Annotated in this window: 17 protein-coding genes; 14 read left to right on the forward strand and 3 right to left on the reverse strand. The window is 47.3% G+C overall.

Annotated elements, in window-relative coordinates:
• Positions 1 to 235: 235 nt before the first annotated feature.
• The 7 genes from SK066_RS10935 to SK066_RS10965 all read left to right on the forward strand — a co-directional run bounded on the left by SK066_RS10935 (position 236) and on the right by SK066_RS10965 (position 7,756).
• On the forward strand, positions 236 to 1,216 hold the full coding sequence (locus tag SK066_RS10935; protein WP_320544673.1) for a LacI family DNA-binding transcriptional regulator: 981 nt from the start codon (positions 236 to 238) through the stop codon (positions 1,214 to 1,216).
• Between the two features lie 112 nt (positions 1,217 to 1,328).
• Positions 1,329 to 2,225 carry a ribokinase gene (gene rbsK / locus SK066_RS10940; RefSeq protein WP_320544674.1) on the forward strand — a complete coding sequence of 299 codons (897 nt, stop codon included), beginning with the start codon at positions 1,329 to 1,331 and terminating at the stop codon, positions 2,223 to 2,225.
• Positions 2,222 to 2,626 carry a D-ribose pyranase gene (rbsD, locus tag SK066_RS10945; RefSeq protein ID WP_320544675.1) on the forward strand — a complete coding sequence of 135 codons (405 nt, stop codon included), beginning with the start codon at positions 2,222 to 2,224 and terminating at the stop codon, positions 2,624 to 2,626. Before rbsK ends, rbsD begins: the two co-directional genes overlap by 4 nt.
• A gap of 38 nt (positions 2,627 to 2,664) precedes the next feature.
• Positions 2,665 to 4,146 (forward strand): sugar ABC transporter ATP-binding protein, encoded by a 1,482-nt coding sequence (locus SK066_RS10950; protein WP_320544676.1) that lies wholly within the window; start codon positions 2,665 to 2,667, stop codon positions 4,144 to 4,146.
• Position 4,147: 1 nt separating this feature from the next.
• A complete protein-coding gene (gene rbsC, locus SK066_RS10955) occupies positions 4,148 to 5,113 on the forward strand; it encodes a ribose ABC transporter permease RbsC (RefSeq protein WP_188777617.1) in 966 nt (321 codons plus the stop codon).
• Positions 5,114 to 5,270: 157 nt separating this feature from the next.
• Positions 5,271 to 6,200: a ribose ABC transporter substrate-binding protein RbsB gene (gene rbsB / locus SK066_RS10960; RefSeq protein WP_188777615.1), complete on the forward strand. Its 930-nt coding sequence runs from the start codon at positions 5,271 to 5,273 to the stop codon at positions 6,198 to 6,200.
• Positions 6,201 to 6,625: 425 nt separating this feature from the next.
• Positions 6,626 to 7,756, forward strand: coding sequence for a hypothetical protein (locus SK066_RS10965; RefSeq protein ID WP_320544677.1), 1,131 nt, complete (start codon positions 6,626 to 6,628; stop codon positions 7,754 to 7,756).
• A 163-nt stretch (positions 7,757 to 7,919) separates the two neighbouring features.
• Here SK066_RS10965 and SK066_RS10970 read toward each other — a convergent pair whose 3' ends face one another.
• Positions 7,920 to 8,864 carry an AraC family transcriptional regulator gene (locus SK066_RS10970; protein WP_320544678.1) on the reverse strand — a complete coding sequence of 315 codons (945 nt, stop codon included), beginning with the start codon at positions 8,862 to 8,864 and terminating at the stop codon, positions 7,920 to 7,922.
• A gap of 128 nt (positions 8,865 to 8,992) precedes the next feature.
• Between SK066_RS10970 and SK066_RS10975 the strand changes: the two genes are divergently transcribed.
• From SK066_RS10975 to SK066_RS10990, 4 genes are all read left to right on the forward strand, one after another.
• Positions 8,993 to 11,710: a glycosyl hydrolase family 95 catalytic domain-containing protein gene (locus SK066_RS10975; protein ID WP_320544679.1), complete on the forward strand. Its 2,718-nt coding sequence runs from the start codon at positions 8,993 to 8,995 to the stop codon at positions 11,708 to 11,710.
• Positions 11,711 to 12,169: 459 nt separating this feature from the next.
• The gene (locus tag SK066_RS10980) at positions 12,170 to 12,640 is read left to right on the forward strand and encodes a hypothetical protein (RefSeq protein WP_320544680.1); all 471 of its coding nucleotides are present in this window, start codon (positions 12,170 to 12,172) and stop codon (positions 12,638 to 12,640) included.
• A complete protein-coding gene (locus SK066_RS10985; protein WP_320544681.1) occupies positions 12,637 to 15,057 on the forward strand; it encodes a molybdopterin-dependent oxidoreductase in 2,421 nt (806 codons plus the stop codon). Before SK066_RS10980 ends, SK066_RS10985 begins: the two co-directional genes overlap by 4 nt.
• A 111-nt stretch (positions 15,058 to 15,168) precedes the next feature.
• Positions 15,169 to 16,257, forward strand: coding sequence for a TDT family transporter (locus SK066_RS10990; protein ID WP_320544682.1), 1,089 nt, complete (start codon positions 15,169 to 15,171; stop codon positions 16,255 to 16,257).
• A gap of 396 nt (positions 16,258 to 16,653) precedes the next feature.
• Here SK066_RS10990 and SK066_RS10995 read toward each other — a convergent pair whose 3' ends face one another.
• Positions 16,654 to 18,120 carry a glycoside hydrolase family 1 protein gene (locus SK066_RS10995; protein WP_320544683.1) on the reverse strand — a complete coding sequence of 489 codons (1,467 nt, stop codon included), beginning with the start codon at positions 18,118 to 18,120 and terminating at the stop codon, positions 16,654 to 16,656.
• Between the two features lie 613 nt (positions 18,121 to 18,733).
• Between SK066_RS10995 and yidC the strand changes: the two genes are divergently transcribed.
• From yidC to SK066_RS11010, 3 genes are all read left to right on the forward strand, one after another.
• Entirely contained in the window at positions 18,734 to 19,669 is a 936-nt protein-coding gene (yidC, locus tag SK066_RS11000) for a membrane protein insertase YidC (protein WP_320544684.1), read from the forward strand.
• Positions 19,670 to 19,952: 283 nt separating this feature from the next.
• Positions 19,953 to 20,513 carry a CidA/LrgA family holin-like protein gene (locus tag SK066_RS11005; RefSeq protein WP_320544685.1) on the forward strand — a complete coding sequence of 187 codons (561 nt, stop codon included), beginning with the start codon at positions 19,953 to 19,955 and terminating at the stop codon, positions 20,511 to 20,513.
• Positions 20,510 to 21,199, forward strand: a complete 690-nt coding sequence (locus SK066_RS11010; RefSeq protein WP_407673799.1) for an LrgB family protein — start codon at positions 20,510 to 20,512, stop codon at positions 21,197 to 21,199. Before SK066_RS11005 ends, SK066_RS11010 begins: the two co-directional genes overlap by 4 nt.
• 985 nt (positions 21,200 to 22,184) lie before the next feature.
• Here SK066_RS11010 and SK066_RS11015 read toward each other — a convergent pair.
• Positions 22,185 to 23,015: a ZIP family metal transporter gene (locus SK066_RS11015; RefSeq protein WP_320544686.1), complete on the reverse strand. Its 831-nt coding sequence runs from the start codon at positions 23,013 to 23,015 to the stop codon at positions 22,185 to 22,187.
• Between the last annotated feature and the right edge of the window lie 272 nt (positions 23,016 to 23,287).

Consider the following 23,287-nt stretch of genomic DNA (forward strand, 5'->3'; position numbering starts at 1 on the left):
GCAATGGTGGAATCGTTGCTTGTGGCTTATTTGGATAGATTAAATAGATTAATCGGATTATTACTACGAGGTACAAGGGAGCCTATCGTAGCCATTGTTAACGCATTATCGGATCAATATACTGTATCCAGTCTCCTTTTGAATCCATTATTTTACTCGCAAAAAAGTATTGCCAAAATAAAATTGATATGTTACTGTATGGCTGTAACCGGTTACACATTGAGGTGAACAATCATTGACAACGATAAAAGATGTAGCAAAGTATGCTGGCGTATCGGTTGCGACCGTATCGCGTGTAATTAATGCAACAGGGTATGTACATGAGGATACACGCCGCAAGGTAGAAGATGCGGTAAAAGAATTGAATTATACGCCTAATGAGGTAGCACGTTCCCTGTATAAGCGCAAATCGCGCTTGATCGGATTACTGCTGCCTGATATTACGAATCCTTATTTTCCACAATTGGCACGCGGTGTAGAAGACCGGATGCAGGAAAGTGGATTTCGGCTTATTTTTGGTAATAGTGATGAGAGTAAGGAAAAGGAGAAGGATTATATCCAGACCTTTATCCAGAACAATGTAGTCGGCTTGATCAGCTCGACTAATGATCCAGATAGCTCTGCCTATACGAGTCTGGACTTACCGGTTGTGTTTTTGGATCGGATCGCCAGTGATCGCCCGTCTGTGTATGCGGATGGACGAGAAGGTGGACGTCTTGCAGCGCAAGCACTGATGGAGCGTGGAAGTAAACGCATTACGATCCTGCAAGGCCCACAGCATATTCGTACAGCGCAGGATCGTTTTCGCGGAGCGGCTGAGCTTTTAGAGGATCAAGCTATCGATTACCATGTTGTACGTACGGAATCATTTGCCTTTGCGGATGCAGAGAAATGGGCACGTCAGCTATTCGATCAGCATCCAGAAACGGATGGCGTGATCGCAAGTAATGACATTGTAGCGACTGCTGTCTTGCATGAAGCCATTCGTCTCGGTAAAAAAGTACCTGATGATGTACAGGTGATCGGCTTTGATGATATTCCACTCAGCAGCTTACTATCACCTGCATTATCCACTATTCGGCAGCCAGCCTATGATATGGGACGCGCCGCCGCTGAACTATTAATCGCACTCGTTGAGGGCACACCTGTCGTCAATCGTACCATCCAGATGCCGGTTGCATTTGTCGAACGCGATACGACACATAAGAAACGGTAAATAGGACGCTCGTCTGCTACACGATATACGCTGACACATGTAGACGAGCGCTGAATATAAATAAGCATCTCTTCATAATCGATCAACACTATACAATAAGGAGCCAGATAGAATGACAAATTCAAAACAAGCTAAAGTCTGTGTAGTTGGAAGCTGCTCGATGGATCTGGTCGTGACTTCCTCCCGTCGTCCAGGTGCCGGAGAAACCGTAATGGGTGAAAGCTTTAAAACCGTCCCTGGCGGTAAAGGTGCTAATCAAGCTGTAGCCGCAGCAAGACTCGGAGCAGAGGTCGTCATGATCGGCCGCGTGGGCGATGATCATCTGGGCGAAACGATTTTGAACAATTTTAAAGAGAATCGCGTTTCTGTGGAATATGTGAAACCGGTTACAGATATGGAGAGCGGAACGGCTCATATCACGTTGGCAGAAGGCGATAATAGCATTATCGTGGTGCCGGCAGCCAACAATGAAGTGACACCAGACTATGTGCAGCAGGCAGCGGAAGCGATTCGTAGCTCGGATATTGTGCTCATTCAACAGGAGATTCCAGCCGAAACGGTTGCGGTGGTGAGCCAGATTTGTGTAGAAGCCAATGTACCGTTACTGCTCAATCCAGCTCCAGCGCGTGCCATTGATGCTGATGTACTCAAGCATGCTGCATACATTACACCTAATGAGCATGAGGCATCCGTGATCTTTGAAGATATGAGCTTGCAGGAGGCATTGCGTAACTACCCAAATCGTCTGCTAGTTACAGAAGGCAGCAATGGGGTGCGTTATTATAACGGCGAAGAAGAAGCTGTCGTTCCAACGTTCAAGGTAGAGGCAGTCGATACGACCGGAGCAGGCGATACATTCAATGCAGCACTGGCGGTGGCGCTGGCTGAAGGACAGTCGCTTGCGGATAGTATTCGTTTTGCCAATCGTGCGGCATCACTCTCAGTAACAAAGTTCGGCGCACAGGGTGGTATGCCGACACGTGCAGAAGTGGAGGCAGCATTATCATGAAAAAGCATGGGGTACTGAACAGTCATATTAGCAAGGTGCTGGCAGACCTCGGGCACACCGATTATATCGTCATTGGCGATATCGGTCTGCCCGTGCCAGATGGCATTCCGAAGATCGATCTAGCACTGACCTTTGGCGTTCCAAGCTTTGAACAGGTCGTTGATGCGATCGCTGCGGATATGGAAGTGGAAAAGGTAGTGATCGCTTCGGAGATGGTGGAGCAGAATCCAGCAGCGTTTCAATATATGAGCCAACGTTTCGCAGAGGCTGAACAGCAGCAATGCAGTCACGAGCAATTCAAGCAGCTAACAGGCGGCGCAAAAGTTGTGATTCGTACAGGTGAAGCGAAGCCGTATGCGAACTGTATTTTACAAGCAGGTGTTTATTTTGGTGAATCATAATCTGGTAACAACGGATTAATACATGAGGAGGGATAGCAATGCACATTCAAATGAATAACATCCACAAAGCATTTGGCACGAATCAGGTGCTTAGCGGTGTTGATTTTGAATTACGAGCGGGTGAAGTGCATGCGCTGATGGGTGAGAATGGAGCAGGCAAATCCACGATGATGAATATTCTCGTTGGGCTGCATCAGCGCGATGAAGGAACGATTGTGATCGATGGCAAGGAAACGTATTTTACCAGTCCGAAGCAGGCGGAAGAAGCCGGAATTGCTTTTATCCATCAGGAGCTGAATATATGGCCTGAAATGACCGTGCTGGAAAATCTATTTATCGGGAAGGAAGTTACATCATCGGTAGGCTGGTTGAATAGCCGCAAGATGAAAGCGTTAGCAAAAGAACAGTTTGCACGTCTTGCTGTCCATTTACCCTTACAGCAGGAAGCCGGGCTATGCTCGGTCGGCCAGCAGCAGATGATCGAGATTGCCAAAGCATTGATGACGAATGCGAAGGTCATCATTATGGATGAGCCAACCGCAGCGCTGACGGAGCGCGAAATTCAGAAGCTGTTTGATGTCATTCGTGCGTTGAAAAAGGAAGGCGTATCGATTGTATACATCTCGCACCGGATGGAGGAAATATTCGCTCTTTGTGATCGCATTACCGTGATGCGCGATGGACGTACCGTCGATACGAAGGACATTTCAGCGACTAGCTTTGATGAAGTCGTCCGTAAAATGGTAGGTCGCGAGCTGACCGAGCGGTATCCGTCCCGTGCATCCAAGACCGGTGACGTCGTGCTGGAGGTAAAAGGCGCTACCAAGCAGGGACAATTCAGCGATGTGAGCTTTACCGTTAGAGCAGGCGAGATTGTCGGCTTTTCCGGTCTGATGGGAGCAGGGCGTACCGAGATTATGCGTGCATTGTTCGGTCTGGAATCGCTTGATCAGGGTGAGATTCGCATTCATGGTAAGCCGGTGCGTATTCGTCGTCCAGATGATGCAGTTCGTCATGGGATTGGCTTCATTACGGAGGATCGGAAGGATGAAGGATTAATTCTCGACTTCTCTATTCGCGATAATATGGCGCTACCTAACCTGTTCAGCTTTACTTCAAAAGGCTTTATTTCTAGCAAAAAAGAGCAGGAATTTGTGGACACACTTATCAAGCGTTTACAGGTGAAAACACAATCGGCAGAGACGCCTGCTCGCAGTCTATCCGGTGGTAATCAACAGAAGGTCGTGATCGCCAAATGGATCGGTATCGGGCCGAGCCTGCTTATCTTAGACGAACCAACACGCGGCGTGGATGTAGGCGCCAAGCGGGAAATTTATCAGTTGATGAATGAGCTGACGGATCGCGGCGTAGCGATCATTATGGTATCGTCCGAGCTGCCAGAGATTCTGGGGATGAGCGATCGGATTATCGTTGTGCATGAGGGCAAGCTCAGTGGCGAGCTTCCACGTGAGCAGGCGACACAGGAACAGATTATGACTTTAGCTACAGGAGGACAATAATATGCAAACTGCAACCCAACCCAAATCCGCCGGGCGCAACATTTCCGAGGTGACACAAAAGCTTGGCCCGCTGCTCGGATTTATTATTCTTGTCATTATCGTATCGATTCTGAATCCCGCATTTTTGGAACCGCTTAATATTTTGAATCTGCTTCGTCAGGTAGCGATTAATGCATTGATCGCATTCGGTATGACCTTTGTTATTTTGACAGGCGGAATTGATCTGTCGGTAGGCTCGATTCTCGCATTATCCAGTGCATTCGTAGCTAATCTGATGCTGTCAGGTATGGATCCCGTGCTGGCTATCATTATTGGCTGTCTCGCTGGTGGCGTGATGGGGATGATTAACGGTCTGATGATTACGAAGGGGAAAATGGCACCCTTTATCGCTACACTGGCAACGATGACGGTCTTCCGTGGCTTAACGCTTGTCTATACGGGTGGTAATCCAATTACTGGACTTGGCGATAGTATGGCATTTCAGCTGTTCGGACGTGGATACTTCCTCGGTATTCCCGTTCCAGCGATTACGATGATGATCGCCTTTGCGATTCTGTGGGTGATTTTGCATAAAACTGCATTTGGACGTAAAACATATGCGATCGGTGGTAATGAGAAAGCTTCAATTGTATCCGGTATTAAAGTAACGCGCGTAAAAATTATGATCTATTCGCTTGCAGGTATGCTGGCTGCATTGTCAGGGGCGATTCTAACATCTCGTCTGAACTCTGCTCAGCCAACTGCGGGAACGTCCTATGAGCTGGATGCGATCGCAGCCGTTGTACTTGGAGGTACGAGCTTATCCGGTGGACGTGGACGTATCGTAGGTACACTCATCGGTGCACTGATCATTGCTACACTGAACAACGGCTTGAATCTGCTCGGCGTCTCGTCCTTTTACCAGATGGTCGTTAAAGGTGTCGTGATCGTAATCGCTGTACTGATCGACCGCAAGCGCTCGGCTTAATGTGAATAATTTATTTCTAGCGTGAAGCTTCTATTCGTACTGTAGACCAACGATAGATATGAGTTAGACCGTTAGATGAAAATGGCATCCTAACCGAATGGTCTACACCGTAATTCAATCCATCCGAACAAACGGCTCAAAGAAAGAAGGGAACCCGATGAAAAAGATTAACATGCTACTCGCGTTCGCGCTGACGATCCTATTACTTGCAGGCTGCTCCATGCAGCCACCGGAATGGGCGAAGCCGAAAAAAGCAGCCACAACCGGAGAAATGACCATCGGATTATCGATCTCAACGCTCAACAATCCATTTTTCGTCTCATTAAAAGATGGCGTAGCTGCTGAAGCGCAGAAGCTCGGTATTAAAGTGATCGTCGTTGATGCACAAAATGACTCTGCCAAGCAAAGCAACGATGTCGACGATCTGCTGCAACAGGGTGTCGATGCACTGCTGATCAACCCAACTGATTCCGCAGCGATCTCTGCTGCCGTTCAATCAGCAAACAATCTGGACATTCCAGTCATCACACTGGATCGCTCCGCTGATAAAGGCGAAGTCAAAACGCTTGTCGCTTCCGACAATGCCAAAGGCGGACGTATGGCAGCTGAATACCTCGTCAAACAGCTTGGCAAAGGCGCCAAAGTCATTGAGCTACAAGGCGTACCTGGCGCATCGGCAACCCGTGAACGTGGTAAAGGCTTCCACGAGGTCGCTGACAAAGAGCTTGATGTAATTGCCAGTCAGGCAGCCGATTTTGATCGTACCAAAGGCTTAACCGTCATGGAAAATCTATTGCAGGCTAATCCTGACGTAAAAGGCGTATTCGCTCATAATGACGAAATGGCACTCGGCGCCATCGAAGCGATCGAGAGTGCAGGCAAGGATATCCCGGTTGTCGGCTTCGACGGTAACGAGGACGCTATCAATTCGATCAAGCAAGGCAAGCTAACCGCTACTGTCGCTCAGCAACCAGAGCTTATCGGTCAGATGGCAGTAGACGCTGCTCGCGATGTATTACAGGGCAAATCGGTAGAATCCTCTATGCCGGCTCCACTCAAGCTGGTGACAAAGGACAGCGCGGAATAAGGATGGAGGAACGGCTAAGAAGAGCAGCAAAAACGAAAACTACTCCCAATCATAGCGTAATATTCCATCAAATAAGATGATTTTATAGCTTAGTGGCAAATCATAATCGAGCTACAGCACCTATACAGTGAAATTTATCACGCTTAAACTCATGATTTGCTTAAACTCAACAGCCAGCAATGGTATACTTGCAATAACGCAGGTATATCTATGCCTGTTGAGTTTTGCTATTTATGCCCAAAAGCAGGAAATTACTTATCATGAATGGAATATAAAGCAGGCAACAGCAGAACAGCTCGCCTTATGGTGAATGTACAATGCTGACCGGACGAACAGGCGTAGTTGCAGGATGATTCGTGAGAAATTAGCAACTACAGTATAATCAATATCCGCCTGCCGGATGCATGATTAAAGGAGAAGGAATCATGTTTATTATTTTATTGCTCTGCTGTCTGATCATCGGCTTGATTACCTTTGGCAAAAATTGGCCTGCTGCGCCAACGGCTGCGGGTAGCATGGTGATGGCACTGAGCATTTTTGTATCAGGCATATGGCCGTATATGTCGGGTCAGAGCGTGAACAGTCTGTCGTCCAGACTGCTTGTGCTTGGAACGATATTGATCTGGCTGTACTTGCTGGCGAGTTATTTGACGTCGATCCGTCGGTCTACATTTTATCGTGATCATCTGGCTGATCCAATGCGCCGTCTGGCGATTGGAAGCTGGGCAACTGGAACATCGGTGCTGTTGATTAATGTGTATTATGCGTTTGGAGCTGGCTGGATCAACGAAACGGTTCATATTATGGCCGTGCTCAATGTAGTACTGTGGTTGTTCTATTTATGGTCGGTACTGAGTGGCTGGCGTCAGCTTGCTGGTGGATCGTATCGGGGACGATGGGACGGAAGCGTATGGCTACCCGCAACAGCGACCCATTCCATCGCATGGATGATCCATGAGGTGTTCGATCTTGCCGATGGACTGTGGGTTAGTCGTATTCTGATCGCTGCGGGTATGGTGATGTACGTTATCGGGGCATGGCAGCTATGGCGACAACGGGCTAAGCGCTCGCGGACGAAGCAGTCCTATGGGCGCTGGAATACAACCTATGTTATGGTCTACGGTGCGCCTGCAATTGCTGCGGTCACCGCAAGTGCAACCCATGCGTGGAGTGCTACACATATTATGGATGCATGGTGGATTATTCTGGCGCTATTATTAGTTATCGAAGGACGCGAAGCGCTTCAGGCGACGAATCGCATTCGTAATACAGGCTGGCGAACAGGCATTGGACGCTATCATACCGCACAATGGACACGACTGTTCACACTTGGTATTTTCTATGTACTAACATGGTATACATTGCCGTTCTTGCAAGAAGGCTCGCTATCATTCGTACTTCATCGGTGGATGTTGACGGGTGGAGGATGGCTACTAAGTGTACTGTTCCTGCTGGAGCTTACCTTTTGGCTCATTGCACTGATTCGTCATTGGGGACAACCAGCACCAGAAAGCGATGCGACTAGTAATACAGGCATGAGAGTACGTCATCATTAAGAAGCCGTATCCATCCACAGCTACTTGTAAAAGAAGGATCTAACGCGACTAGCATCCTATCTAAGAAATGAATATTCTATTTATCGTATAGCCTGATCAGCGCCCGGTGCTTGAACCGGGCGCTTTTTTATATCGCAAATTGCTATGCGTTGTACAACCCTGCTTACCTTTCATTTAACTTTTCATCCTTATTTGTATCCTCGTGTTTATCCTCATCCTTGCCCTGATGCTCATTACGATAGACAGAAGGAGACATATGAAAATATTGCTTGAACGCATGACTGAATCGTTCTGCCGTCGAAAAGCCGATCGCGCTTGCGACATCGCGAATCGTCTGATCGGTTTTGAGCAGAAGCTGTGCCGCCGCTTCCATCCGGGCATGAAGCTTTTTGGCTGCAAATGACATGCCGTATTGCTTGTGTACGGTTCGCTCCGTTTGTCGTGTGCTTAATCCGATCGTTTTCGCAAGCTGGTGAAGCGTGATCGAATGATACTCATACAAAAAGCTATTTTCAATCGTCACCAGTCTGCAATCATCCAGTGTTTTGAGCGGAGCATGCGAGGACGGAAAATAATCTGTATGGTAGTAGCGGAGAGTTCGCGTAATAATCAGCTCCAGAATATTGGTAATCATGGCGTGGAATCCGATCTGCTTTAGCGAAGCCTCCCGAGCCAGCATGTCAAATAGCGACATCATCTGCTCCGTATCCTGTCCAATCCAGAAGGGTTGCTCTACAAGCCATTGGGACAGCAGCGCTTCGGCATGATTGGAGCGCTGAGTGTGAGGGGAAGAAGTCTGCCCGGATATAATTTCGAAAAAGATGCAATATTCTGCCATCGGATCATTCATATCAGGAATTTGCTCATGCTCAATAGCTGGCCCTGTCATAAAAAGCGTACCCGGCGTTAGCTGGTAATGCCGTCCATCGGCGATTAAGTGACCGCGACCACTTGGAATATAATGCAGCTCATAGCTGCCTTTACTATGGCGATGCTTCGGCATGGAATGATAAAAATAGCCGAATTTGACGTACAACACATTCAATACAAGCTCATCCAGTCTGAGCTTGATATTCATATCCTCAATATGGATAGGGGGCAAGTTCATGTTCATTTCTCCTCTGTCATAATGCGACATCTTAATCACAGCAGAGTCAGCTCCTGTCATAACGATGCTCCTCTTTTCTCATTATAATTATAGCTATGAAGAACAGATGAGGAAATGAGGGACATGGAATGAATCAATCAGCAAACCATTTCTATCAAAAGGGCAATTACGCACTGGATTATACAGAAATCACGACCGATCAGCCGGGGCACGCCTGGCGTGAAGGCATGGTCAGTGGAAATGGAACGAATGGCTATATCACTTCAGGCTCGCCCTACCGTGATAGCTTTATTTTTCAACATATGTGGTTTAACTTTCCTTCTGCCGATCCGCGGCATACTCCTGCTGAGCTAACCGGACAGCTCGAAGAAGCAAGGCACCATGTTTTTGATCAAAATGATCAATGGACAATCAAGCACGATAATGGTCAGCGACGCAGTAGAACGTTCTATTATAGCTATCATCCCGGACATCAGCTACGACTTCACCTGCATAATGAAAGCGAAGTGACGGAGTATACACGCTGGACGAATTATGAGACAGCGGAAACGGGTATAGCCTATCGCGACGCAGAAGGGCAGTGGATTCGTACATCATTTACATCACGAACGGATGATGTTTCGATTACGAGATTGCAGCATTCCGATCAGGGAAGCAAGCTTCATCTGACCCTATTGATCGACAATATCTCGCATATGAGCGGCGTACACGGGAGTATGTCTGAGGTTAAAGCGCTTCGTTATAAAAAGCTTGTCGATGCAGAAGCTCACTATATTGCGCAGATCGCTCATTATCCAGCCTATGCGGATAGCGAGCTACGTGAGGGTGGATATGCTGGTGTAACAGGAGTCGTCATTGTAAATGGCATGAAGGAGCGAGTGGTGCTGGATGATACCGATGAGCAGATGAATGTAGGAAAGGAGCAGAATCCTGCGATTCGGATTCAAGATGCGGATGCGGTATACCTGATTACGGTTTCTGGACGGACGCATACGCTTGGCGATATAGAAGCATTTGCCGATCAATCCCAGTACGACCTGCTGGATCAGTTAATTCAGCATACGAATGAGGTTATACAGAAGTACACGAGCACCGAAGGCATATTCGATTATGAAGGAGCGCTCGCTGCTCATGCTGTATGGCAACGAGCGGAGTTTAATGCTGTGGAGTTCTCGCTAGCTGGAGACGATTCGGATAAGTATGCAGACAATGCTACATTGATCGAGCGGCAAAAGGCTTCGCCTTATCGCCTGAACCATGCATTTGTAGAGCAGATTTATAATCAGGGACGATATGCGATGATTTGCTCTAGTGGTGCCAGTGCGCCGCGATTATGTGGTATGTGGACAGGTGAGTGGGACCCGGGCTGGCGAGGCATTTATACACTGGATGCTAATGTGAATCTGCAAGTAGCGGCGATGAACACCGGGCAGCTTACAGAAGCACAGCGCGGCTATATTACATTTTTTCTGCGGAATGCGCCTGATTTTCAGCTTAATGCGCAGATGGCTTACGGTATGCATGATGCGATTCAGATCAGTGTCAATTCCGATGGGGATCGTGCGATGCATGTAGAATATGATAATGATTATCCGTTTGAATACTGGAATGCTGGGGCGAGCTGGTGTCTGTTGCCGATTTTCGAATACTGGCAATGCTTTGGTGATACAGAGCTTCCGATTGTGCCAGAGATGAACATTGATCGGCTGCAAGCTTTGCTATCGGTAGAAGACGGTGGACTAGCGGACGAGGCGTTTGAAAGGCTAAAGAAGCGTGGTACGCTGAAGCTGGCAAAGGATATTTTGTTACCACTACTCACCAAACAGGCGAACTTCTGGGAGCAGATCTGCACACCGAAATATTTTAAAGATCAGACTGGCCGTGCCCGTTATGAAGCTGGCAAAACAGAGCTGCTACCGGGTGAGCGTTATATGATCCTCCCTGCCTATTCACCGGAGAATCATCCAATCGGCTACAACAGCACGATTACAGCGAATGCGACGATGGACATCTCAGCGGCGCGAGATGGATTGAATATGACGATTCAAGTAGAACAAGCGTTGCAGCGTCCAGGTTATGAAGTGGCGATTGCACGCTGGGAAGGCTTGCTCGCTCAGTTGCCTGATTATCGATATGATACCGATGGGGCATTATGTGAATGGGCGATGGATGATTATATTGAAAATAACAATCATCGCCATCTAAGCCACCTCTATGCGGCATGGCCTGCTTACGAAACGCAAACCAATCCTGCACTGGCTACCGCCTCCAGCATCGCGCTGCATAACCGGGATGTATTCAACACAGAGGATGCAACAGCCGGACACGGATGGATGCATAAAGCACTCGTGCATGCTCGTTTGAAAAATCCCGAAGGTGTTCAGCAAGCACTGCTGCCCATGACTGAGGATGGATATTACACATCACTTATGACCGATCATGATACGAATCGTAGAAATGATTGCTATTGCACGGATACCTCTTTTGGCGTGGTCGCTGCCATCCATGAGGCGTTACTGTATTCCAATACAGGGGAGATTGAGCTATTACCTGCATTGATTTCAGATTGGAAGGTAGGCAGTATCTATGGCTTGATGGCACGAACACAGGTGGAAGTGACGCAGCTATCGTGGGATATCGAGGCTGGCTGGATAAAAGTGAAGCTGTCTTCGCTTCGATCCGCTCAAGCGATTAAGTTAAGCTGCGGTATAGCGTGGACAACGGCATCTGTAGATGGAGTAGAAGCGAAGGGACAGATGGATGGGGATAGAGCATATATAATAGTAGATCTTCATAATCAGCACGAGGTTGATGCGATCTTCTATCTAAACAATGATCACTTATGAGATGAACAAGGTTAAGGAGGAACAAAGCGGGCTTTCTATTGTAGAGAGTCCGCTTTGGCTTCTTTCCTTCGCTTTTTGCCTCTTTCATCCATGATCTTCATATCCAAGCTTCATACAAATAATGTAGATTCATAATTTAGATTGATAAGTTAAATTCGTAGACATGCTGTGGATAAAGGACATCCCATTTATCTCCATACGACATCCACACAACAATGCAACGATGTTCCTGATCTATACCGCATCGATCAATCCTTTAAAATTAAACCTCATAAATATAAAGTAGTTTCTATGTTGAAGCATACATAACCATCAAACGGGGTAATGCCTTGTATACGTAATATTATGTTCATATGTATACCTATGACAACACGACCCATTCATTAGCAATGCCGATGCTAACACCCAGACCGTGTGGGTAATGCGCGGAAAATGGACATCACAAGAGGGAGGCACTTTATGAACGATTTACATCACACGTTTAGCGAGCTAGAACAGGATGTGCAGCACACATTACATGAAACTGAATCGATGAAGCACCCACTGATCGAATTGATTCGCTACAGCTTACATGAGCAACAGCAGGCACTGAGTAGACTATTACCTTTATTAAAATCGGCGGCGTTATCAACAGTAGAGGGTGATAAACCACCGCGTGATGACCTTCAATCACTGGATGCAATCAAACCGTATGTCACGCTTCTGTATCAAAATCAGGAAGTAAGTGAGCCGACGGTGCGTGCGTGGGTACGAGCGGTACAATGGATTCCTTCGTTTGAGACCGAAGCGAGCGGAGATATTCAAGCTCGTTTTAACGATATGCATCATCGTCTGGAGCTGGCAGGTACATTGCTCGTTCGTCTCTATGGACAAAAGCCATTAAAATTCGTCATTCCAGCGGCATATACCGAGACGGAGGTGAAGGCATGAGCTGGCGTAATGAGCGTATCGATATGAATGTATACAGTCAGGGTGAGGTAGATCGCTGGGTGTATAGCACCTGTAATATTTGCTCTGTTGGATGCGGATGTCATATTGCAGTGAAGGACGACAAAATCGTCGGTATCAAAGGAAATGGTGATCATTCGATCAATCGTGGTCGTTTGGGACCAAAAGGTGAAAATCAGTGGTATGCCAACAATAGCCCGGATCGTCTGCTTACGCCATTAATTCGCAATGAGCAGGGACAATTGCAGCCAGCGAGCTGGGAAGCAGCGATGGAGCTTATCGTATCCAAAGCCAAGCAATCGCTGGAGGAGCAGGGTAGCAACAGTATCGCAATCTATTCGACCGGACAGGGTTATCTGGAAGATTATTATACGATTGCGAAGATCGGACGTGCGGGCTTACGTACTCATTTGCTGGATGCGAATACACGATTATGCACAGCAACGACCGAATTTTGCCTGCTTCAATCCTTTGGCGCAGATGGTACGCCTGCATCGTATGACGATGTCGATGTGGCAGATACTTTGATGCTCTTCGGGCATAATGTAGCAGAGACGGGTACGGTGTTGCATGAACGCATTATGCAGCGCAAGCAGCGTGATGGTAAGCCATACATTATCGTTGTCGATCCGCGTCAGACGTTAACGGCACGCCATGCTGATCTGCATCTTGCTCTTCGTCCGGGTACGAACGTGGCGCTACTCAATGGACTCATTCGAGCCATGATTGAAAAGGATGCGGTAGACCATAATTTTGTTGAACAGTATACGATCGGCTACGAGGCGATGCAGTCCTCTGTGCAGGAATGGACATTAGAGCGTACAGCAGACGTGACAGGCATTTCTGTAGCGCAATTAGAGCTGGCAGTCGATGTGCTGAGTAAGACAGCTTCGCTCGTCACAACAACGCTACAAGGAACCTTCCAAAGTGCAGACGCAACGACCGCATGTGTAGCGATTAATAATATGCATTTAATGCGAGGACTGATTGGTCGCCCGGGCTGTGGACCGCTTCATATGGCAGGGCAACCAAGCTCATCTGCTAATCGTACCGCTGGTGGTGTGGGTACGTATCCAGCGCAGCGTAATCCGATGAATCCACAGCATATTCAGGAAATGGCTGACTTGTGGAATGTGGAAGCGGATGATCTACCTGTCGGGCCTGAAAAAGGAATCGAGGAGCAGATCGATCTGATCGAACAAGGAAAGGTGACTTTTTTCTGGAATATCGGTACCAATCCGATGGTTTCATTGCCGAATCGACAGCGAGCACGCAAAGCGCTAGAGCGTATTTTCGTCGTCGTTCAGGATCCATTTTTGACCGAGACGGCTACGGTAGCGGATGTGATATTGCCTGTTGCATTGTGGGGCGAAAAGGAAGGCACGATGGAAAATGCAGACCGAACGATCAATGTGCTACGTAAAGCGGTCGAGCCACCAGCCGGTGTGAAAACGGATCTAGAGGTGCTGCTCGATTTTGCCCGTCATATGGAGCTTAAAGATAAGGATGGACAGCCGCTTATCGGCTATTCGACGCCTGAGCAATGCTTTGAGGAATGGAAGACTGTGTCGCGTGGACGACCTTGTGATATGACAGGCATTACCTACGATCGGTTAGAGCAATGCAATGGATTACGCTGGCCTGTAAATGAGCAGCATCCGAATGGTACGCCGCGCCTGTATAGTGATCTGCGATTCATGACAGGCGTGGACGAAGCGCAAAGCTATACCAAGGATCAATTTAGCGGTCGTCCACTCAGTCGTGATGAATTCGCTGCCAAGCAGGCAAATGGACGTGCCTTGTTACACCCGACGCATTACTTGCCACCGACCGAGCAGCCGAATGACGATTATCCGATGTGGCTGACGACGGGTCGTCTCGTCTGGCACTGGCATACACGTACGAAAACAGCGCGTGCCCCACATCTGCAAATGGCAGCTCCTCACGGCTATGTGGAGATTCATACACAGGATGCGGCAAGGCTATCCATTGTGCAGGGAGAGGTCGTACGAATCGTATCGCCGCGCGGATGGATTGAGGTGCCAGCTAAGATAGGGGATGCTGTTCAGCAAGGATTGGTGTTCGTGCCGTTTCACTACGGAAGCTGGGAAGGTCATCAGGCAGCCAATGAGCTAACTGCCGACTTCACGGATCCGCTATCCAAGCAGCCTACGTTCAAGCAGGCAGCTTGCCGAATCGAAAAGCTCCGCAAGCAACATATTGTAGTGGGCGAGGAATCCGCAGAATATATCGCGGCACAGTATCATCTGTCTGTAGAGCATTTGCTTGAGGCGAATCGACTCATTACTCCTTACGATATTCAAATGGGACAGGAGCTGGAAATTCCGATCTCGGTCATGAATACACCGATTCCACCGTATATTCCGCAGCGGAGCTGATCAATATGATTGGCGGACAATCAGAGGCTAGCGAGTCGGCTACATGGTAGCTTGATCCTGGCATTTAGCTCTATACTTGTCGACTTGTCGGATAAAAAGGAGAGAGTCATCGTGCTCATCATTTTGTTGCTTGGCTGTATCATTATCGCCTGGATTGCACCTGGTAAAAAATGGCCTGCTGCACCGACGGCAGCAGGCAGTATGGTGATGGCGCTCGGCATTTATATGCAAGGCGTGTGGACGTATGCGTCAGGACAAGCTCCGCAAAGCTTCCTATCCAGAGTTCTTATTTTAGGGATTGTGCTGGTATGGCTTTATTTACTTGCCAGTTATGTGACCTCTATTCGCCTTGCCACCTTTTATCGAGATCATCTGGCTGATCCGGTGCAGCGGTTTGCAGTCGGAACCTGGGTGGCAGGCACAGCTACTTTATTGATCAACCTGTATAGTAGCTTTCAGATAGCATGGCTACAGGAGAGCATTCATATTATGGCGACGCTCAATATTGCACTGTGGCTATTTTATATATGTTATGCAATTATGGGGTGGTATCGGTTGATGATCGATACCTCCTCAGCCCGAGTTGATGGTACCGTATTGTTGCCTGCGGTCGCTACTCAATCGCTTGTGCTGCTCTGTCATCAAGTATTTGCACTATCGCTTGGGAAAGGGTTCACACGTAGCTTTATTATTGTAGGATTGGTATGTTATGCCATCGGTATAAGTATTATGATCTGGCGCTATTATCGTTCTACCACCTGGAATATAGAAGCGTGGAAGATTACAAACTGTATTGTGTATGGCGCGCTAGCAATCAGTGGCGCCGCGATCAGTCTGACCGAGGCATGGAGTGGACAGGTCGCCTATATGCTATGGTGGATCGTATTGCTCCTTGTGATCTTTATTGAAAGTGTTGAAGCTGCATACGCAATAAAGCGTATTCGCCAGCATGGCTGGCGTCATGGCGTAGGACGTTATCATACTGCGCAATGGACTCGATTATTTACACTGGGGATGTTTTATTTTCTGACCCTTCATACGATAGCTCCAGCGGCTAATCCATCCTTTACACAAATATTGCATCATATTGTACTGGTGGTTGGTGCATGGGGGATTACATTATTGCTAATAGTGGAGTTGGGATTATGGCTCTATACATCGATGATAGGGCATCGATTGTTGAAGGAAGATGGAGAGTAGGAAGAAGAGCATTTGGCATATGTAGACCGTAATCTTTTAAAAGCGAAGCGTAAGTAGAAGAAAAAGGCGATTTTTTGCGAATTTCAATGAGTGTTATCGTATACAAAGTGAAGCATAATTGAAACGAGCTACGAGCTACGAGCTACGAGCTACGAGCTACGAGCTACGAGCTACGAGCTACGATTAACGAGAACAGGCGACAGTACCGGATAAACCGGAGCTGTCGCCTGTTTCGGATGGTTGATGAAATATTTGAAGCTGGGCTACTCCTTCACCCCAATTCCAGAGCAGTCAGCGCCAAAGCAAAATGATGTCTAGCTAGACAATAGTGTTCATTCCTGCTGCGATCCAGTGAAACGGGACAGCGAGGACGTTCGTTGTATATCTTTATACGACTTACAGTTGTTCACCGTTAGAAGCGATAACCTGCTTATACCAGTGGAACGAGTCTTTTTTGGAGCGAGCCAGTGTACCGTTACCGTCATCGTCCTGATCTACGTAGATAAAGCCGTAGCGTTTGGACATTTCGGATGTGGACATGCTAACGAGGTCGATTGGACCCCATGCGGTATAACCCATCAGCTCAACACCGTCGCGAACTGCTTCTTTCATTTGCTCAATATGCTTACGCAGATAGTCGATACGATATGGATCATGGATCGAGCCATCCTCTTCCACCTTATCATAAGCACCCAGACCATTTTCTACAATAAATAATGGCTTTTGATAGCGATCATACATCGTGTTCAGCGTCACGCGCAGACCGATTGGATCAATCTGCCAGCCCCAGTCGGAGGATTCCAGGTATGGGTTTACTACGCTACCCTCTACCAGATTACCTACGCCTTCTTCACCTGTAGGGTTTTCAGCTACGGCGATTGTCATGTAATAGCTGAAGGAAATGTAGTCGACCGTGTACTGCTTCAGCAGCTCATCATCGCCGGCTTCTTTTTGCAGCACAATGTTATTTTCTTCAAAATAACGATCCATGAATTTCGGATATTCACCGCGTGCATGCACATCGGTGAAGAACAGGTTCATCTGGTTAGCCAGCTGTGCTTTGCGGATATCCTCTGGATTACAGCTATTCGGATATGTCTCCATACGAGCGAGCATACAACCGATCTGTGCATCTGGAATGATCTCATGGCAGAGCTTGGTTGCGATCGAGCTAGCAACGAATTGATGATGTAGCGCCTGATACATGCCTTGCAGCTTATTATCCAGACGATCTGTGATGACGCCACCGCCAGTGAACGCACTGATCGTCATAATATTGATCTCGTTAAAGGTCAGCCAGTATTTCACTTTATCTTTGTAGCGCTTGAACACCGTTTCTGCATAACGGGCAAAATGTCCAACAACCTCGCGATCGACCCAGCCATTGTATTTCTGCGTCAGACCGAGCGGTGTCTCATAGTGAGACAGTGTTACAAGTGGCTGAATGCCGTACTTGAGCAGCTCATCGAATACATTATCGTAAAATTGCAGACCTTCCTCGTTCGGCTGCTCATCGTAGCCGTTCGGGAAAATACGTGACCAGTGGATCGACATACGGAATACTTTGAAGCCCAGCTCAGCAAACAGAGCGATGTCCTCTTTATAGCGATGGTAAAAATCGATACCGTCACGTTTTGGGAAGCGTGCCTGAATTTCACCATTCAGAATACCTTCGATGCGGTCGGAGGTGATCTCCATCGCATGGGAAAGCTCCTTGCTGCGTTGATCTTTTGGAATGTAAGCGATCATGTCTGCACTGGACAAGCCTTTGCCGCCTTCATTGTAGCCACCTTCAAGCTGATTGGCGGCTGTAGCGCCACCCCATAGAAAGTCTGTAGGAAATCCTTTTGGTGCCATCTGCATAACCTCTTTCTGTATAAGATCGATTGGGGCTGTAACGGATGAAACGAAAAAAAACCTAAACCGGAACAAAAGCAGCATCTTCATGCCGGTTTCGTTGCCAATTTAGGTTTTGCCTGCATCACCAGTAACAATCCTGTGTTATGTTATTGCCTTTTCACGTTTATTGTATACGATGACAAAAGCGTTTTCAAGCTTTGTGCGCAAAATGTCGTTTGTTCACAGGATTGACGTTACTGCTGTCGAAAGTTGTCTTATACATCATGTGTAGAAAATGATATAATACGTATACATCTATTCATGCTACGGAAAAGGAGGTGAATCTCTTGCAGGATATTCAGGACTGGCTGCCTTATCTATTGTCGATCATGCTGATCATTGTGCTCACCTGTTCATTGATTTTGCGATTGTACTGTGATGTGGCACGCTTTTGGCTGATTGGCAACCGGGTAAAGGAGCATATCGTATTCCCACTCATTTTATCGATCACCAGTCATCCGGCGCCACTCCGTTTATCCCGGACCATACGTAGGAAGGAAGCGCCCGATGATGATGGCTCGGACTGCTGCCTCCCGTTGATTGCATCTAGTTATACACATCAACGAGGAGGAACAATATGGACGTATTCAAGGGATTCACTGGAGTTTCAAGTAAAAGGGGCCGCATGTACGGGCTGACGCTCGTTATGCTACTCATGGTGTTGCTAGCTGGTTGCGGAAATAATGTAACCACGATCGATTCCGGTACACCGGGCTTTTTCAATCATTATGTCGTCTATCCATTGTCATATAGCATGCAGCATATTGCAGGCTGGTTTGGCGGGAGCTATGGGATGGCGATTATCGTGCTGACCTTGATCGTGCGCTTTGCGCTATTGCCGTTCATGATGCGACAGGCGAAGTCGCAGCAGGCGATGAAGCGCGTCATGAGCCGCATGCAGCCTGAGCTGGATGCGCTGAAAAAGCGTTACGAAAATAAAAAGGAACGTGAAGAGCAGCAAAAGATGCAGCAGGAAATGATGGAGCTGTACAAAAAGCACAATTTTAATCCGCTGAATATCGGTTGTCTGCCGATCCTGATTCAATTGCCGATTCTATCCGGCATGTACACCGCGATTCGATTGACACCGGAGCTGTCTACGCATTCATTTCTCTGGTTCAAGCTAGGACATCCGGACTGGATTATGGCGATTATTGTGGCGGCTCTGTATCTTGTGCAGGCGAAGCTATCGCAAAAGACGATGACACCCGAGCAGCAAAAACAGATGGCGCTTATGGCGTATATCTCGCCGATTATGATGGCATTCTTCTCCTTCAGCGCGCCGGCAGCGATGCCGCTGTACTGGATGGTGAGCGGTACATTCCTCATTCTGCAAACGCTGTTGTTCCAGCGTATGTATCCAGTGGATGCGGCACCGGTTGTGGAAGAAGCTGCTGCGATTGAGGCAGAAGCACTGGCGGTCGTTCAAGCCGATGCGGATACAGACAAGCCAGCTCCAGCCAAGTCATCCAAAAAACGCAAAAATAACACCAAAGCATCTCCTGTAAAATAATTATCCTTTTCAAGCCACTCTGCATCCATCGGGAACAGAGTGGCTTTTGCTATGAATAAATGATAGAGATTAGATGGATTTCTAGCTATACAACCGTTGATATCACTTTCGTTTGCATCATGGAGCAGAGAACAAAACCGTCAATATTTTGTAAAAGGTAAGCGTTATCAATGAATGGAGCGTATAGGTATATGCTTCAAAATCTGGTAAGCTAGAATGATATGAATATAGGTACAGTGTGATAAAGAGAGATTAGGAAATGGATAGGAAAGGAAATGAGACAATGAAGGTTCTCAAAATCATTATCCAGATCGCGCTGCTGTATGCGTTCGCCTGGTTAGGTGGGCAGATTCAAGAGTGGCTGCATCTGGCGATTCCGGGCAGCATTATCGGACTATTGCTGCTATTTGTACTGCTGCTCTGCCGGGTTGTTCCGGTGTCGTGGATTGAGGCAGGCAGTACGACGATTTTATTTTATTTACCGCTGTTTTTCGTACCCGCGACGGTTGGGGTGATCAATCATCTGGATCTATTTGCAGGCAAAGGACTTCTGCTTGTAGCGATTGTGATCGCCAGTACGATCATTACGATTATCGCTGCGGGTCATGCAAGCCAGTGGCTAGCGATCTTAACGGAACGTAGACGTGGAGCAAATGAAACGATCAACAGGGTAGAGCAGATGCAAGCAGAGCTAGCAGAAAAGAGTAGTATTCGCATGACGTCGAAGATCGCACAGGATGAGCGAACTACGCGCAACGATAAACAGCAAGCGACTTCTGCTTCATCTCCTACGAAGGATGCTTCTCAAGCGAAGCTGTATAGAAAGAAGGGAACACAGCTATGACGCTTATTATTGCAATAAGTATGGTAGCAGGCACCGTGCTCATCTATGCGCTGATGGCGATCTTATATAAACGCTACCGTTTACCTTTTCTGATGCCTGCATTAACGGGTACCGCAGCGATTGTGATCCTTTTGCTCGCTCTGCATATTCCATATTCGACGTATATGGTCGGTGGACAATGGATTAACCAGCTACTTGGCCCTGCGGTCGTAGCACTTGCGTACCCTCTGTATAAGCAGCGGCAGCAGCTACTCAAAAACTGGATTCCCATTGTGGGCGGCTCGTTAGCTGGCGTATTTGCAGGCATGCTGAGCGGCATGCTGCTTGCGCTAATGCTGGGCTTTAGCCGCTCGTTTATTTTGTCTGTGGTGCCGAAGTCAGTAACGACACCTGTCGCAATTCAGATTGTGAATCATCTAGGTGGGGATTCGTCTTTAACCTCGGTGTTTGTAATGATTGCGGGCTTTACGGGTGCAGTTGTCGGTTTATCGGTGCTAAAGTGGTTCCGGATTCATCATGTGATCGGGAGTGGTATTGCGCTGGGTAGTGCAAGCCATGCTCTCGGAACGGCGAAGGCACTGGAGATTGGGGAGCGTGCGTCCTCACTAAGCTCGATTGCAATGACGATTAGTGCGATTGTGGCATCGGTGATTGCGCCGCTGGTCGTATGGTTAGTCTTTCATTGATAAGATACGGTCGTTGATGCAATGTGAGGCTTGATGGAAATGATTAAATATGGGAGATCCATGATTGGGATTTGTTTGGCGTTTATATGCTTGATAACATACACCACCTCTGTTAAGGAATAAGCGACTGTGATTTGATAGAATCCTAAGAATATACAGAGTAGAAGTAAGGGGAGATTCCTGGGTTTGAAAGCAGTAAGATTAGGCTTCAAAGCAACAGGATATTTTGCTGAGCTAGAATCATTTTTGATTGAATCCCATGTTAGGAAATCACCAATATCTTAAGTGATCTATTTATCTTATTTCCTCCGATTGCGTGCTTTTTGCAATAATGAGTTATATTGCACGTCTGTTCTAACTTTTAGGACATTTGCTGTAGTTTGAATTTTCTTTGTTATAGGATCTTATGCTAGAGTAGTATAAAGTAGAGCAATGAATTTACTTACGTTGCTCTTAAAATAGCTCATGATGAATTCTATACATGACTTGAGCCTCATAAACATACACAAAAAATAAATAGCCTTCGATCTCGCATATTCATTTGGCGACATCGAAGGCTATTCATCTTATCTATACGCTATTTACTAAACAGTGCATGGGTATGAGTTAAATCATATATGAGCTAAATCATGTAATACAACTCATATGTATGCGAAACGCAGGTAACGAAGGGAAGGAAATAAGGGGAAAGGGCGACTTTTGAGCACGGGAATCTACATTCCCTCCTACTCCGTAGATTCCTGTGCGATACGGGAGCCCGTCCCCTTATTCCTTCCCGTAGTGGTGCATCTCCTACAACCGATGTTTACATACACCGCCAGTAAAATATATCTTCGTACATTTAAAACAGCATACTATAGTTAATTCTGATTCACTACCGCGCTAAAACATACATAATTTGATACTGATACTGATACTGATACTGATACTGATACTGATACGTTTAAATTGTAATCAAACTAAACTACAATTCCATATACTCGTCTTATCCCAACGCCACGTCCAATACCATCATCACGGTAAATCCGATCATCAGGCTCATAGAAGCGAGGTCTTTATTACCGTTTTCCTGAGAGCCTGGAATGACTTCTTCGGCAACGACGAAGATCATAGCACCAGCGGCAAAGCAGAGGGCGTAAGGTAATAACGGGGTAACAAGTGTAACAGCGAGAACCCCGATCACGGCGGCGATCGGTTCGACCATACCGGATAGCTGACCGTAGAAAAAGGCTTTACGACGGCTCATGCCTTCGCCACGCAAAGGCATCGATACGGCGAGTCCCTCAGGGAAGTTTTGAATGCCGATACCGATAGCCAGCGCGATAGCTGCGGCTAGGGATTGACCGGAGGTGCCATTGGCGACTGCACCGAAGGCGACGCCAACTGCTAAGCCTTCCGGAATATTATGTAGTGTAATCGCAAAGACGAGCAGGGTGCTACGACGTCGGTTACGCGTCCCCATACCCTCTGGCGCATGTCCGTCAGTCGTCGGATGCAGTGTAGGATGGAGGTGGGGAATCACTTTATCCGCTGTCCACAGAAACAACCCACCCAGCATAAAGCCGATCGCTGCTGGAATCCAGCCGGGGAGCGAGCTGTTTTGCTCTGCCATTTCCAGTGCAGGCGCGATCAGCGACCAGAAGCTGGCGGCGATCATCACACCTCCGGCAAAGCCGAGCATACTATCGAATACCTTCTGATTCAGCTTTTTTGATGTGAATACTAATGCTGCTCCCACTGCTGTCATTCCCCATGTAAACAGAGTAGCAAGAAAAGCCTGAAGCATCGGCGACATGCCTGTAAAGAATTCAACCATATGTACAATCACACCCCTGTCCTTTGACTAAAAGTAATGGCTCATTGCAAATAGATTGGCTGTGTAAAAAGGCAGTCTGGCGGTCTATACCACAGCTATAATGAGCAATAGTTTTTCTGCGATAAGCAACCTCAATTTGCCGTAGCTGCTCTAGTTTACCTGTTCCATCCTATATATGTATACATTATAAAATAAAACCTCCATACCCATTACACCTCTCATTATACTCTGAAAACCTCTCGCCATCGTAGCAGAGATTTAACCATTTATTG

The sequence above is a fragment of the Paenibacillus hunanensis genome, assembly GCF_034055775.1.
Classification (GTDB): Bacteria; Bacillota; Bacilli; order Paenibacillales; family Paenibacillaceae; genus Saccharibacillus; species Saccharibacillus hunanensis.

What these genes read in the sequence shown, in the direction of transcription:
- rbsK (WP_320544674.1), top strand. Translation starts at nt 1,329, where the DNA reads ATGACAAATTCAAAACAAGCTAAAGTCTGTGTAGTTGGAAGCTGCTCG.
- rbsD (WP_320544675.1), top strand. Translation starts at nt 2,222, where the DNA reads ATGAAAAAGCATGGGGTACTGAACAGTCATATTAGCAAGGTGCTGGCA.
- SK066_RS10950 (WP_320544676.1), top strand. Translation starts at nt 2,665, where the DNA reads ATGCACATTCAAATGAATAACATCCACAAAGCATTTGGCACGAATCAG.
- rbsC (WP_188777617.1), top strand. Translation starts at nt 4,148, where the DNA reads ATGCAAACTGCAACCCAACCCAAATCCGCCGGGCGCAACATTTCCGAG.
- rbsB (WP_188777615.1), top strand. Translation starts at nt 5,271, where the DNA reads ATGAAAAAGATTAACATGCTACTCGCGTTCGCGCTGACGATCCTATTA.
- SK066_RS10965 (WP_320544677.1), top strand. Translation starts at nt 6,626, where the DNA reads ATGTTTATTATTTTATTGCTCTGCTGTCTGATCATCGGCTTGATTACC.
- SK066_RS10970 (WP_320544678.1), bottom strand. Translation starts at nt 8,864, where the DNA reads ATGAACTTGCCCCCTATCCATATTGAGGATATGAATATCAAGCTCAGA.
- SK066_RS10975 (WP_320544679.1), top strand. Translation starts at nt 8,993, where the DNA reads ATGAATCAATCAGCAAACCATTTCTATCAAAAGGGCAATTACGCACTG.
- SK066_RS10980 (WP_320544680.1), top strand. Translation starts at nt 12,170, where the DNA reads ATGAACGATTTACATCACACGTTTAGCGAGCTAGAACAGGATGTGCAG.
- SK066_RS10985 (WP_320544681.1), top strand. Translation starts at nt 12,637, where the DNA reads ATGAGCTGGCGTAATGAGCGTATCGATATGAATGTATACAGTCAGGGT.
- SK066_RS10995 (WP_320544683.1), bottom strand. Translation starts at nt 18,120, where the DNA reads ATGCAGATGGCACCAAAAGGATTTCCTACAGACTTTCTATGGGGTGGC.
- yidC (WP_320544684.1), top strand. Translation starts at nt 18,734, where the DNA reads ATGGACGTATTCAAGGGATTCACTGGAGTTTCAAGTAAAAGGGGCCGC.
- SK066_RS11005 (WP_320544685.1), top strand. Translation starts at nt 19,953, where the DNA reads ATGAAGGTTCTCAAAATCATTATCCAGATCGCGCTGCTGTATGCGTTC.
- SK066_RS11010 (WP_407673799.1), top strand. Translation starts at nt 20,510, where the DNA reads ATGACGCTTATTATTGCAATAAGTATGGTAGCAGGCACCGTGCTCATC.
- SK066_RS11015 (WP_320544686.1), bottom strand. Translation starts at nt 23,015, where the DNA reads ATGGTTGAATTCTTTACAGGCATGTCGCCGATGCTTCAGGCTTTTCTT.